Raw genomic sequence first — 13,082 nt, 5'->3', positions numbered from 1 at the left:
CATTAGAAGGTGCCTGAGTTGTTGTGTTCAAGGACGGTCCTGTATTCGCGATATTCAGTGATGGCGTCATTGCGGCGCGCAGCATCGATCGGCGTCATGCCGCGCGGCGCAATCAGGTCTTCCGGATTGGCAATCTGTGCTGCTAAGTTGTTCTGGGTAGCGCAGCCGAAATTGTAATAATTCTGGTTGTCGAAGCCGCCGCCGATATCCTTCGGCCATTGGCCGCACTGCGTGGTCATGGCTGTCATGCCGACGAAACTGAGGCGGATCGGCGCTGCATCGCCAGGAGCTGCCGAATAACTTGCATTGACGATCTTCGAGCTCGGTATCCCTCTCTTCGAGAGCTCGGCCCGCACCTGGTTCCGCAACTGGCTTGCGGCAGCCGAATTTGGCGAGCCTTGCGGGGTCATGACATAAACCGGGCCGGAAGCCCGGGATGTATAATTGGCTGCAAAACCGCGGATCATATCGCGCTGGGCAATCGTTAAGCGCCGATCCGTCGAGGCGACCGGGATGTCGACCGTCTGCTCGGCCTCGGCCACCACGATCGGATGGCGCTGGCGGTAATCGTCGGGGATACCGCCAGTTGTCAGATTGTCGCGGGGAGCCGCGCAGCCGGAAAGCATCGCGCCCGCAAGTACCGCCGCGCCAAGCATGGCCCACCGCATCGGGAATTTCGCGCTTTGAGCCATCGCCCGGTCACCATATCGTTTCATCGTTTTCGATCCTGCGCCGCTCATTTGTAGATAAACCCAATGGAACCGTGGAATTGCGCATCTGCCACCGGCGCTTCGCGGCGGCCATAAACCTTGTTGACACGGTTCATGAGGAACGCCTGGCCATCATGTTCCGGACTGAAATTGTCATCCGGCCGGTTGAGCTGGTTGCGGGCGACGGGGCGGACAAGATAGGGCGTCGCGATGATTACCAGCTCGGTCTCGTCGCGCTGCACGGTTTTCTGCCGGAACAAGGTGCCGAGAAGCGGTATCTTGTTTGCACCCGGGGTGCCGTTCGTTGTCTGCGAAACGTTGTCCCTGATCAGGCCGGCAAGTGCGATCGAGCCGCCGGACGGAAGCTCGACGGATGTCTCGGCAGAACGGCGCTGAAAAGTCGGCCGCGATCCCGAAGCGGACGCCGTCGGCTCCGATACATTCGTTGTGACTTCGAGACTGATGCGTCCCGAAGACAGAACCACGGGCTTGAAGGCCAGGTTGATGCCGTAGCTGTAAGGAACGATTGTCACGTTGCCGTCGTTGTCTGTCGTCGAAAACAGAATCTGGCCGCCGGAATTGAAGGTTGCGGCCTGACCGGAAATGGCGGTCAGGGTCGGTTCCGCCAAGGTTCTCACCACCTTCGCCTGTTCCAGGGCGCTCAGATATGTCGATATGTCGTATTTGCCGATCGAGCTCTTGAAGAGAGCGGCAAGTCCGCCGCCGACCGTCGCAGTGGCGCTATCCGTCGCGGGTGTTCCGAGTTGCGCTACGGTCATACCCGAGGAATTCGATACGAGATTGTCGAAGCCTAGCTGTTTCAGGATCTCGCGGCGAACTTCGGCGATCGTCACCTTGAGCGTGACCTGGTCCTCGCCCTCAATCTGCAGCAGATTGACGACCTGCGATTCCTGGCGCGCCTCGGCGAAAATCGCGACATCGCCCTGCTGGGCGCTGCTGGCGGCCGTCTCGGTTCGCGTCGTCGCTTCGCCACCGTTCAGAAATGCCTGGGCGAGGTCGGCCGCCTGCTTGGCATCCTGGGGCGTGCGGACGGTGCCGGTCAGCACGATGTTGTCGGACACGATCTCGACCTTGATATTGGAGTCGACGATGAAGCGCCTCAGGTTCGTCTCGAGACCGGAGACATCGCGTTCGATTTCGATGTCGAGGCTCACGACCTCCTGGCCATCGCTCCCGAAAATGAAGATGTTGGTTTGGCCGACCTTCTTGCCGAAGAGGTAGATGCGGCGCGAGGTGCGCGTTACGGCATCCGCCATCGACGGATCGGAGACGAGGATATCATGTGCTTCTTCGGGCAGGTCGACGACGAGTGCCTTGTTGAGACCGAGTTTCAGGCGGCGGTGGGCGCCGGGACCGGTCCGCGAGATCTGGATGACGCCTTCCGATTCCGCATGCGCAATCCCTGCGCCGACGAGTGGCGCGAAGGCAGGAGGCGTCAGCCCCGAAACGACGATCGCCAGTGTGAGGAAGCCTGCGAGGAAAGATTTGGTGCGCCGCATTGTGTTGACCATTAATTTCCCCTCACTCGGCCTTTGGCGCACTGCTGTCTGTGACGATCGAACCGGACTTGATGACCTGAACCAGCGCGCTTCCATTGTCTCCGTTCAGGAGATAGTCGGCGGCACTCGTATCCTGCTCCTGCGCGTCGGCTACGGAACGCAAGGCAAGCGACAGTTTGTCGGCCATCTGTTGCGCGACAGTCAGAACCTTGGTTTGATCGGGCGTCAGTTCGAGGGTCGCCGTGGTGCCTACGACAGCCTTGGAACCATCGTCTTTTTCTTGGATCTGCTGATCGATGGCGAGCACGCGGACATTGCTCAGCACGGCTTCGGTCAGGAACTTGTCGCTTCCCTGCGCCCTGCGGACCATGATGACGTCCACGCGGTCGTTCGGAAGAATGAAGCCTCCGGCGCCGGTTGCGACCGAGATTTCCGTTGCGACGGCGCGCTTGCCGGCGGGCAGAAGCGCCGAGAGTATACGGCTGTTGGAGTCGGCGATTTTTTCCGGCCGGATCGGCTCGCCTTCGAAGATCGGCAGGCGGACCACCGCGCCCAGCATATCGTTGACCGCATCCGGCTTGTCGGCTTCGGTGATAAAGCCCTGAACGACAGCGCCCCGCGGCCAGGGCATCCAATGAACCGCCTTGTCGTCAATGCGGGCGCCGACCGGTAGATTGGCGCTCGAGACCAGCACATTGACCGTCGGTTCCTTTTCGACGACCGATTGCACCTGCGTGACGACACCGCCCCGCCCGGCAAGCTTCATCGCCAGAAAACCGGCGAGCCCAGCGGCAACGACGGCCACTGAAAGTATCATCAAACGGGCGGGCTTCATTATTCAGTCCTCGGGAGACGGCATGTTCACCCCGAAGAATGCTCAGGAATTGGTGTAATTATAGTTAACGGAACACTTACATTTTAAGTTAACGGACGTTTAAACCGCCGTTACTTCAACGTTTCCAGCGCATGAATCAGCATCGGCGAGTACGGGAACGCCATGAAGCCGCCAATCGCGATTGCGATGCCATAAGGAATCTTCTTAGTGAGCAGGAGTGAATTCGGAATAGGCAGACCGATAGCAAGGATCGTATTGGATTGCGAACGTATCATCAAAATGAACAGCGTAAGAAAACCGCCGATCACGCCGACGCAGCCAATAAAGAAGATCAAGCTTTGATCGAAGCCGAACCAGAGCGTAGCAGCGCTGAGAAGCTTCGCGTCCCCTCCGCCCATTGTATTTAAGGCAAAGAGCGCGAAACAGGCACATAACACGACGAGACCTGCAGAAAGATGCATGCCGATCACCGGAACTGACATCCCGGAAAGCGGCGCCACGATCAGAAATGAAATGACGAGAATAAGCGGTACACGGTTCGGGATTGTCATGGTGAACAGGTCAGAGAATGCCGCGATCGCGAGACAGAGAGGGAAAACCACAAAAATTGCTGCTGCGGTCATCCGCGCCTCCTGTGCGAAATATGAAAAGGCTCACCGCTTCGAGCTGTGAGCCTGATTTCATCACTCATTGCCACCGGCAACCATCACGGGATGGCAACGTTGCCCTTTGCGGCAGCACCGTTCATGGTCGTCGCAAGGCTGTTGAACGTGGCATTGATCTTGGTGCCGAGGCTGGTGGCGCCGGCGATGAGCGCTACGGAAATCAGCGCTGCGATCAGGCCGTATTCGATTGCGGTCGCGCCGGATTCGTCCTTCAGAAAACGGCTAAAAAGCTTGGTCATGGTTACTCCTAACTCCAGTTGAGGTTCAGCACGTCCGCCAACTGTTGCCGTTGATCGGATGCCACAACCTAGCGAGGGGCTGTTTCAATCGGCTTAAGGAAGAGGGTTACCAGATCGTAAATGCTAAAGTAGAAATTTCCATGGTAAGTATTGCGTTACTCGGATATATTCAAATTTATCTATATTGCGAATCCTATAAAACATCGATCTTCGGGATGCATCAAAACATTACATAGGCTGCGTCATTACAGATCACTATGCCCCAGGAAATCCTCCTTGCCTGACCCAATTTGGATAAACACGTCCCATCATCAGGCAGAGCCGGCAATTCTTAAAGCTTCATTCACCATTTTTTTCCATTCTGTCTTGAGATTTCTGCCGGACTCTGATCCGGATCCAATAAAGAGAACGCTATGCCATCGAGCGGCAAGACTATCTCCTTTACCGCGGCAGCCATCCTCGTGCTTTGCGGGCTTCAGGCTCCCGTGCGCGCCGAGGAAGACGTGCTGCGCGTCTATATGGATCACGCGCGTGTTTTGAAGCTCGACCGACCAGCCAGCAAAGTGATCATCGGCAATTCCAAGGTTGCCGACGCGACCGTTGCCGATCCAAAGACGATCGTGCTGACAGGCCGCAGTTTCGGGACGACCAATCTGGTGCTGCTCGATGTCGATGGCAATGCGATACTCGACGAGACCGTCCTCGTTTCCATCGACGAAGGCAACACGGTTCGCGTCTACCGGCAGACCGATCGCTCCGTCCTTTCCTGCACGCCGAACTGCGAACAACACACGCAGCAGAACAATGCGGCAGATGCCGGCGGCTGACGCAGGATCGTCGTCATCCTTAAATTGTTGACCTGCCCTGAAACGGAAAATCAACGAACGCACTTTACGATCGCTGCATGAACGTTCCATCGGATGGCGCCGTCGCGGCCAATGATCACCAGGCAGATAGCATGCCGCCCGGCAGGCGGGGCGGATGGCGGGCTTTTGCGCGCTCGCGCGACGGATCGGCAGCGATAGAATTTGCGCTGCTTGCCATTCCCTATTTCATGGTGATCTTCGCAATCCTGGAGACCTTCATCGCCTTCGCCGCGGAAGAACTGGTGTCCAACGCCGTCGACACGATGAGCCGCAAGCTGCGGACCGGACAGATCACCAATGTCGTCGGGCAGACGACCTATAAGGACCGGACGGCATTCCGGCAGGACTTTTGCGACGAAGTCTCAATCCTGATCCAGTGCTCGACCACCGAGATCGCCACGCCGAACAAACTTTGGCTCGATGTCCGCACATTCAGCAAATTCTCCGATATCCCCGCCACCATTCCGATGAATGCGACGGGCCTCGATACGACAGGGATGCAATATTCACCCGGCGGCTCAAGCTCGATCAACATGGTTCGCGCCTACTACCACTGGCAGGTCGTCACCGATCTTGTCCGGCCCTATATCACCCCATACCGTACCGCCGACGGATCGAGGCTGAACGACTACCTTATCGTCGCCACAGCCGCCTTCCAGAACGAGCAATACTGATGGCGGCGAGCAGAACCCTGATACGGTTGAAAGAAAAGCTCGTCCGGCTCGGGCGGGATCGCAGCGGCGTGGGCGCGATCGAATTCGCCATCCTCTTTCCCGTCCTGGTGATGCTCTATATCGGCGCCTTCGAGATCACGATCGGACTGAACGTCAGCAAACGCACCAGCCGCGCTGCCGGCTCGATCGCCGACCTGATCACGCAGCAGCAGAATGTGACCAGGAGTTCGCTGAGCGATATCAGTTCTCTTGCCGGCGCGATTTTCGCGCCCTTCGATACGACCGGCATGCAGATCAAAGTGACCGGCATCACCATCGATGCCGGTGCCAATGCCAAGGTTCTATGGTCTTGGGCAAACGACGCGACGACGGCGCCCTACGCGGCAAATTCCACCGTTACGGGCGTTCCGACCGACATGCAGAAGGCAGATAGCTTTCTCGTGCGGGCCGATCTCAGCATCCCTTATAAGCTGTTCGCATTCGGCCCCGATTTTCTTCCAGGCGACATGCAGGAACTCACCATCCGCCGCACCTACTATTACCGCCAGCGGCAGGGCGACAATGTTGCCTGCGGCGATTGCTGATCGCGATCCGTTGAAATTTGCCAAGCCTGCGGCAGCATTATATGCCTGAGCGGAATTGCGGCTTTTTAGCCGCCCAGCTTGATGGTTTGCGATGGCACGTGCATTTCTCTTCGTTCTTGATTCCTTCGGCGTCGGCGGCGGGCCGGACGCGGCGCACTATGGCGACGAGGGTTCGGATACGCTTGGCCATATCGCGGAATTTTGCGCGGCCGGCGCTGCCGACAGGCAAGGCTTGCGGTCCGGCCCGCTTTCGCTTCCCAATTTGTCGGCCCTCGGCCTGATGCAGATTGCCAAGACCGCGACCGGGCGCGCTCCAGCCGGCATGCCGGTTCCAGATAAAGTCTACGGAATTCATGGCTGCGCCAATGAGATCTCCCGTGGCAAGGATACGCCGTCGGGCCATTGGGAAATCGCGGGAACGCCCGTGACATTCGATTGGGGTTATTTCCCCACGGAAGGCGAGGCTTTTCCGTCGCAATTTATCGAGGCGCTCTGCAACGCGGCGGAGGTTCCGGGCATTCTCGGCAATTGCCACGCCTCAGGCACGGAAATCATCGCCCGGCTCGGCGAGGAGCATATCCGCACCGGCAAGCCAATCTGCTATACCTCGTCCGACTCCGTCTTTCAGGTCGCGGCACATGAGACGCATTTCGGTCTCGACCGGCTGCTCGGCTTTTGCCGCATCGCCCGCGCACTCCTCGACAGCCACAACATAGGCCGGGTGATCGCCCGGCCCTTCATCGGCGAAACTTCCTCAACATTCGAGCGCACCGGCAATCGCCGCGATTTCTCGGTGCCGCCGCCGGAGCCGACGCTGCTCGACCGTCTCGTCAAGGCGGAACGCAAGGTTCATGCCATCGGCAAGATCGGCGATATCTTCGCGCATCAGGGTGTTTCAAGGGTCATCAAGGCGAACGGCAACGACGCATTGATGGACGCGTCGCTCGCTGCAATGGAAGAGGCCAAGGACGGCGACCTCGTCTTCACCAATTTTGTCGATTTCGACATGGTCTATGGCCACCGGCGCGATGTGCCTGGCTATGCCGCCGCGCTCGAAGCCTTCGATGCGCGGCTGCCGGACGTGCACCGCAAGCTTGCCCCCGGCGATCTCGTCATCCTTACGGCCGACCACGGCTGCGATCCCACCTGGCGCGGCACGGATCATACACGCGAGCGCGTGCCGATCATCGCTTACGGTCCGGGGCTGAAGTCGCGCAATATCGGCATTCGCAGCACATATGCCGATATCGGCGAGACGGTTGCCCGGCATCTCGGCATCGCCGCCGGGCAGCATGGGAGAAGCTTTCTGTGACATCGCATTTGAAGAAGGTCGAGCTGCATTGCCATCTGGAGGGTGCGGCACCTCCGGCGCTGACCGAAGCCCAGGCGCGAAAATACAATACCGACATCAGCGCTTATCTCCGCGACGGAACATATGTCTGGCATGATTTTGCGAGCTTCCTCGAATGCTACGACAAGGTTTCCGAGGTCTACAAGACCGACGAGGACTATGCGCTGCTTACCGAGACCTATCTGCAGGAGCTTGCGGGGATCGGTACTATCTATAGCGAACTCATCGTTTCACCCGACCACGGCGAGCGTATCGGGCTTGGTGCAGATGCCTACATCGCCGGCATCTGCCAAGGCATTCGCCAGGCCAGGGCAAAGAGTGGCATCGAATCGCGACTGATCGTCACCGGCGAGCGGCATTTCGGGCCTGAGCGCGTGATCGCGGCTGCGAAATACGCGGCCAAGGCCAACAACCCGCTGATCACCGGCTTCAACTTGGCCGGCGAGGAGCGCATGGGGCGCGTTGCCGATTATGCCCGCGCCTTCGATATCGCCCGCGACGCCGGTCTTGGCCTCACCATTCATGCCGGCGAAGTCTGTGGCGCCTTCAGCGTTTCCGATGCGCTCGACGTCGTGCGTCCATCGCGCATCGGGCATGGCGTTCGTGCGATCGAGGACGCAGACCTCGTCAGGCGGCTTGCCGATCTCGGCACCGTTCTCGAGGTTTGCCCTGGCTCCAATATTGCGCTGAACGTCTTTCCCGATTTCGCTTCGCATCCACTGCGCAAGTTCAAGGAAACCGGCGTTCGCGTGACGATCAGTTCAGACGATCCGCCCTTTTTTCATACTTCATTGAAGCGCGAGTATGAGCTCGCCGCCGATGCGTTCGGTTTCAGCGACAGCGAAATCAACGAGCTGACGCGGACCGGCATCGAAGCGGCTTTCGTCGATGAAGCAACCCGCATGGCGCTGCTCGCCCGCCTTCGAACCGCCCGGGGCTTGAAGATCATGCCGTGAAAATCGCCTCCACTCTTGCAGTTGAGGCGCTTTCCATGAAAGAAACGTCCGATAAGAACAATTAAAGGAAGGCCAGGCCATGGAAGGCGTCATCGTCATCGATCACCCGCTTGTGCAGCACAAACTCACCATCATGCGGCGCAAGGAGACATCGACGGGCAGTTTCCGCCGGCTGCTCCGCGAGATCTCGACGCTGCTCTGCTACGAGGTGACGCGCGATCTCGAACTGACGATGGAAACCATCGAAACGCCGCTGCAGACGATGGAATCGCCGATCCTGGAAGGCAAGAAACTCGTCTTCGCCTCGATCCTGCGCGCTGGCAATGGGCTGCTTGAAGGCATGCTCGATCTCGTGCCTTCTGCCCGCGTTTCCCACATCGGTGTCTATCGCGATCACGAAACGCTGCAGCCTGTGGAATATTACTTCAAGGCGCCGGAGGACGTGGCAGAGCGTCTCATCATCGTCGTCGACCCGATGCTAGCGACCGGCAATTCCTCGATTGCCGCGATCGACAAGCTGAAGGAACGTGGCGCACACAATATCCGCTTCCTCTGCCTGCTCGCGGCTCCCGAAGGCATCAAGAATTTCCGTTCGGCGCATCCGGATGTGCCGGTCTTTACGGCAGCGATCGACAGCCATCTGAACGAAAAGGGCTATATCATGCCCGGACTTGGCGATGCAGGCGACCGCATGTACGGTACAAAGTAACTTCAGCTTTCCTTTACCAAATCCAAAGATATCGAAGGCCCGGAGCAATAATCCGGGCCTTTTTAACTTCGCCATTAGCGACTTATCAGCAATTGCGGCGTAGCGATCTTGAAGACTCAAGCCCGCATGAGGCGCGGTTTATACAGGCAGGATTTCTGTTCATGCTCATGCGTATCGTCATTTTCGCGAGCATTATCGCCGCACTCGCCACTCAAGTCCCCTCCTTCGTCGAAGGCAACGGCGGCCAGCCGGCTACCGAGACCGCTTCGGCCAACATCGTCTCAACCGCGACCGACCAGCCTACGACACCCGCGCCGGTTCCCGGTAATGGCCGCATGCGCCTTCAGGCCAATGCGCAGGGACACTATACAGGCGACTTCAAGATCAACGGCAGACCCGTGAAGGGCCTGATCGATACCGGCGCGACCTATGTGGCGCTCAACGAAAGCCTTGCCCGCCGTCTCGGCTACAGTGCCAATCAGCTCGATTTCCGGCATGCCGTGAACACAGCCAACGGCCAGACCAAGGCCGCACATGTCACGCTCGATCGCATGGAGATCGGCGGCATCCGCGTGCAAGGCGTGGAAGCCTTCGTGCTCAAGGACGATGCGCTTTCGACGACTCTGGTCGGCATGAGTTTCCTGAAGAAACTCGAGTCTTACTCCGTTGCCGACGGCTCACTGAATCTGAAGCAATAATCAAATGCGGCCGGAAATGACCGGCGGCAGCGAAGGCGCGTTGCCGGAGATGCGGTAGCTCGACGCGATCGAGGCTGCTGCCTTTTGTGCCGCCGCCTCGCTTGCAGCATGCACGATCGCGAGCGTATCGCCCTTCTCGACGCGCGTGCCGAGCGGCAGCAGAGCGGCAAAGCCGACCCGATGGTCGATCGTATCTGCCGGACGGCGGCGCCCGCCGCCGAGATCGATAACGGCCATGCCGATCTCGCGCGCATTGCAAGCTGAAAGCCATCCGCTCTCACTTACGAGAACCGGCCTTTCGATCGGCGCTTTCACCAGATATTTTGCGGGCTTTTCGACAAAATCCACCGGGCCGCCCAGCATATGCACCATGCGGGCAAAAACCTCCGCCGCCTTGCCAGACGTCAGCGCCTCGCGGGCTTTCACTTCGCCATTTTTCAGAGACTGGCAAATACCGGAGCTCACCAGCATCTCGGCTGCGAAGGCCACAACGACGGCCTCGAGCCGGGTTCCAGCTTTTCTGCCGGCCAGGAAATCCAGGCAGTTCCATATCTCCACGGCGTTGCCCGCTGCGTCCGCCAGCGGCTGGTTCATATCGGTGATCAACGCGGAGGTCTTGATCCCTGCCCCATTTGCCACATCCACCAGAGATTGCGCCAAAAGCTTTGCCTGATCGTGATCTGCCATAAAGGCGCCGTTGCCGGTTTTCACGTCGAGCACCAAGGTCTGAAGCCCGGCGGCGAGTTTCTTGGAGAGAATGGAAGCCGTGATCAGCGGAATGGAATCGACCGTCGCCGTGACATCACGCACGGCGTATAGTTTGCCGTCGGCAGGCGCAAACGAGCCCGTCTGTCCAATGATGGCGCAGCCGGCTTCGTTGACGACGTTGCGGAAAAGAGCAGCATCCGGCTTGATTTGATAGCCGGGAATGGATTCCAACTTATCAAGCGTTCCGCCGGTGTGGCCGAGGCCGCGGCCCGAGATCATCGGTACCGCAAGCCCGCAAGCAGCCGCAATCGGCGCCAGCATCAGCGAAACGTTATCGCCGACACCGCCGGTCGAATGCTTGTCGGCGATCGGATGATCGATCCCGGGCCACGTCAGCATGTCGCCGGAGCCCGCCATGGCGAGCGTCAGCGCGACGGTCTCCCCGCGCGACATGCCCTTGAACCAGACGGCCATCGCAAAGGCACCGATCTGCCCCTCTGATAACTCACCGGCGGAAAGGGCCGCAACGAACGACTGAATCTCATCCGTGGAAAGGACACCGCCATCCCGCTTTTGCCGGATGATCTCCTGCGGGATCATGCTCAATAGCTCGAGGCCTTGGCGGGCGCTGACTGGACGCCGCTTAGGACAGCGAGAATGTCATCGAGCAGGCCGGAGGCCCCGAAACGGAAGGTCGACGGCATCGGCCAATCCGGCGTCATGATTGTTTCGGCAAGGCTGAGATAAAGGGCGGCATCGGCGACCGAGCCAATGCCACCGGCCGGCTTGAAACCTACCTTGCGGCCGCTGTGGCGGATCGCGCGGATCATGATATCCGCAGCTTCGAGCGTCGCGTTCACGGCGACCTTGCCGGTGGATGTCTTGATGAAGTCCGCGCCCGCATCGATTGCAAGTTCGGACGCACGGCCAATGAGGCCGGGGTCCTTGATCTCGCCCGTCTCCAGGATGACTTTCAACAATACGCCACCGGTACATTCCGCGCGCACCGCCGTCACCATGTCGATTACGGCCTTTTCGTTACCGTCGCGGAATTTGCGGTAGGGAATGACCAGATCTATCTCATCCGCACCGTCCGCAATTGCCTCCCGAGTTTCAGCGGCGACATCGGCCACTTCCATTTCGCCGGACGGGAAGTTGACGACCGTTGCGATGCGGACCGGATGACCTTTGCCGAGAACCGTGCGGGCATGTGCCACGAAGCGTGGCCAGATGCAGATCGCGGCACTATTCCCGTAGGGCGTCTGCGCGCGGGCGCAAAGCGTATCGATCTGCTCTTGCGTGCAATCGTCCTTGAGATTGGTGAGATCAAGCAGCGACAGCGCGACAGCTGCCGTCTCCTTCTGCGAGTGATTATTCATTATCGCTTCCTCCACCCGCAATCATTTCCTTCAAGATTGCGGCGAGACGCGCGCCGCCGACGGGCGCCATGTCTTTTGTTTCTTCGTGGCTGAGTTCGGAACCCGTCATGCCAGCTCCATAATTGGTGATTACCGAAGCTGCGGCAACCCTCAAACCCAGCATTCGAGCGATGATGACCTCCGGTACGGTCGACATACCGACGGCATCCGCACCGAGGAACCGCGCCATGCGGATTTCCGCAGGCGTTTCGAAGCTTGGTCCCGAAAACCACATATAGACGCCGTGAAAGAGCTTGATGCCAAGCTTCTCGGCCGCCTTGCGCATGGACACGGAAAGGTCGCCATCATAGGCGCTCGTCATGCCGACGAAGCGGCGGTCGCTTTCCTCGCCGATCAGCGGATTCATGCCGGAATAATTGATGTGGTCGGTGATCTGCATCACCGAGCCCGGCGCCATCTCCTCAAGCAGCGAGCCTGCGGAATTGGTTAAGAACAGCGATTGCACTCCAAGGCCTTTCAGCACCTCGATCGGCAGCCGCATGGCGTTGGCATCGCCTTGTTCGTAATAATGGACGCGGCCCGACAGCATGATGACAGGCACGCCGCCGAGACGACCGGCAACGACCTCGCCCGCATGCCCGGAGACGGCGCTGACAGGAAAGCCCGGCAGATCCCGATAGGGAATTCGCACCGCATCCGTCAGTTCGCTTACCAGCGAGCCAAGGCCGGAGCCGAGCACGATGCCGTGACGCGGCACGAGCCCACCGAGTTTGCCGACGAGCAGATCGATGGCGGCGCTCATCCGAGTTCGGCCTCGAAGCTGAAGGGAAGAAGCTCTTCCATCGTCATGGTCTTCTTCACGCCCATCTCATCGCAAAGATAAATCTTCGTATCCTTCGACGCAAATTCAGAAATCTTCTGCCGGCAGCCGCCGCAAGGCGGGCAAAGCGGCAGCTTCTCGGCAATGACCGCCATTTCGACGATTTTCTTCGCTCCGCCCATGATCATGGCGCTGATGGCCGTCGGCTCGGCACACCAACCCTGCGGGAAGGAGAGGTTTTCGATATTGGCGCCAGTATAAACCTTGCCGTCCTCGGCGCGGATCGCCGCACCGACCGGGAATTTGGAATAGGGCGCGTGGGCAAAGGCCATGGCTCCGCGGGCGGCTTCGAAAAGGTCGTGTGACAA

At 59.2% G+C, this 13,082-nt stretch carries 16 protein-coding genes; 7 read left to right on the top strand and 9 right to left on the bottom strand.

The genetic code is table 11. The annotated features are described in order from the left end of the window. Positions 1 to 2: 2 nt before the first annotated feature. The 5 genes from QA644_RS20440 to QA644_RS20420 form a co-directional block, all read right to left on the bottom strand. Positions 3 to 740, bottom strand: coding sequence for a CpaD family pilus assembly protein (locus QA644_RS20440; RefSeq protein ID WP_283070307.1), 738 nt, complete (start codon positions 738 to 740; stop codon positions 3 to 5). Further along, positions 737 to 2,242 (bottom strand): type II and III secretion system protein family protein, encoded by a 1,506-nt coding sequence (locus tag QA644_RS20435; protein WP_194728658.1) that lies wholly within the window; start codon positions 2,240 to 2,242, stop codon positions 737 to 739. The genes QA644_RS20440 and QA644_RS20435 overlap by 4 nt, the downstream gene beginning before the upstream one ends. Positions 2,243 to 2,252: 10 nt before the next feature. Continuing rightward, positions 2,253 to 3,065, bottom strand: coding sequence for a Flp pilus assembly protein CpaB (gene cpaB, locus QA644_RS20430; RefSeq protein WP_283070305.1), 813 nt, complete (start codon positions 3,063 to 3,065; stop codon positions 2,253 to 2,255). 110 nt (positions 3,066 to 3,175) lie between these two features. Then, positions 3,176 to 3,688: a prepilin peptidase gene (locus tag QA644_RS20425; protein WP_283070303.1), complete on the bottom strand. Its 513-nt coding sequence runs from the start codon at positions 3,686 to 3,688 to the stop codon at positions 3,176 to 3,178. 83 nt (positions 3,689 to 3,771) lie between these two features. Further along, positions 3,772 to 3,969 carry a Flp family type IVb pilin gene (locus QA644_RS20420; RefSeq protein WP_283070301.1) on the bottom strand — a complete coding sequence of 66 codons (198 nt, stop codon included), beginning with the start codon at positions 3,967 to 3,969 and terminating at the stop codon, positions 3,772 to 3,774. A gap of 413 nt (positions 3,970 to 4,382) precedes the next feature. Here QA644_RS20420 and QA644_RS20415 point away from each other — a divergent pair, with 413 nt between their 5' ends. From QA644_RS20415 to QA644_RS20385, 7 genes are all read left to right on the top strand, one after another. Next, positions 4,383 to 4,796, top strand: a complete 414-nt coding sequence (locus QA644_RS20415) for a pilus assembly protein N-terminal domain-containing protein (RefSeq protein ID WP_194728655.1) — start codon at positions 4,383 to 4,385, stop codon at positions 4,794 to 4,796. Positions 4,797 to 4,927: 131 nt separating this feature from the next. Further along, complete coding sequence (locus QA644_RS20410) at positions 4,928 to 5,509, top strand: TadE/TadG family type IV pilus assembly protein (RefSeq protein WP_283072421.1); 582 nt, start codon at positions 4,928 to 4,930, stop codon at positions 5,507 to 5,509. Beyond that, positions 5,509 to 6,093: a TadE/TadG family type IV pilus assembly protein gene (locus tag QA644_RS20405; RefSeq protein ID WP_283070299.1), complete on the top strand. Its 585-nt coding sequence runs from the start codon at positions 5,509 to 5,511 to the stop codon at positions 6,091 to 6,093. Before QA644_RS20410 ends, QA644_RS20405 begins: the two co-directional genes overlap by 1 nt. 91 nt (positions 6,094 to 6,184) lie before the next feature. Further along, positions 6,185 to 7,405 carry a phosphopentomutase gene (locus QA644_RS20400; RefSeq protein WP_074066271.1) on the top strand — a complete coding sequence of 407 codons (1,221 nt, stop codon included), beginning with the start codon at positions 6,185 to 6,187 and terminating at the stop codon, positions 7,403 to 7,405. Next, positions 7,402 to 8,400, top strand: coding sequence for an adenosine deaminase (locus QA644_RS20395; RefSeq protein WP_283070297.1), 999 nt, complete (start codon positions 7,402 to 7,404; stop codon positions 8,398 to 8,400). Before QA644_RS20400 ends, QA644_RS20395 begins: the two co-directional genes overlap by 4 nt. A 79-nt stretch (positions 8,401 to 8,479) precedes the next feature. Continuing rightward, positions 8,480 to 9,109 carry a uracil phosphoribosyltransferase gene (gene upp, locus QA644_RS20390; protein WP_022713305.1) on the top strand — a complete coding sequence of 210 codons (630 nt, stop codon included), beginning with the start codon at positions 8,480 to 8,482 and terminating at the stop codon, positions 9,107 to 9,109. A gap of 161 nt (positions 9,110 to 9,270) precedes the next feature. Further along, positions 9,271 to 9,807: a TIGR02281 family clan AA aspartic protease gene (locus QA644_RS20385; RefSeq protein ID WP_283070295.1), complete on the top strand. Its 537-nt coding sequence runs from the start codon at positions 9,271 to 9,273 to the stop codon at positions 9,805 to 9,807. On the opposite strand, the gene deoA is transcribed toward QA644_RS20385, so the two are convergent. From deoA to QA644_RS20365, 4 genes are read right to left on the bottom strand one after another with little or no spacing between them, the layout of a single operon-like run. Further along, complete coding sequence (gene deoA / locus QA644_RS20380; RefSeq protein ID WP_074066268.1) at positions 9,808 to 11,115, bottom strand: thymidine phosphorylase; 1,308 nt, start codon at positions 11,113 to 11,115, stop codon at positions 9,808 to 9,810. Between the two features lie 2 nt (positions 11,116 to 11,117). After that, positions 11,118 to 11,894: a deoxyribose-phosphate aldolase gene (deoC, locus tag QA644_RS20375; protein WP_074066267.1), complete on the bottom strand. Its 777-nt coding sequence runs from the start codon at positions 11,892 to 11,894 to the stop codon at positions 11,118 to 11,120. Next, the gene (locus QA644_RS20370) at positions 11,887 to 12,696 is read right to left on the bottom strand and encodes a purine-nucleoside phosphorylase (protein WP_283070294.1); all 810 of its coding nucleotides are present in this window, start codon (positions 12,694 to 12,696) and stop codon (positions 11,887 to 11,889) included. The genes deoC and QA644_RS20370 overlap by 8 nt, the downstream gene beginning before the upstream one ends. Beyond that, positions 12,693 to 13,082, bottom strand: coding sequence for a cytidine deaminase (locus tag QA644_RS20365; protein ID WP_239596114.1), 390 nt, complete (start codon positions 13,080 to 13,082; stop codon positions 12,693 to 12,695). Before QA644_RS20365 ends, QA644_RS20370 begins: the two co-directional genes overlap by 4 nt.

Source organism: Rhizobium sp. CC1099 (genome assembly GCF_029714385.1).
In the GTDB taxonomy this organism is placed as follows: Bacteria; Pseudomonadota; Alphaproteobacteria; order Rhizobiales; family Rhizobiaceae; genus Rhizobium.
This window is presented reverse-complemented; position numbering and strand designations above follow the sequence as displayed.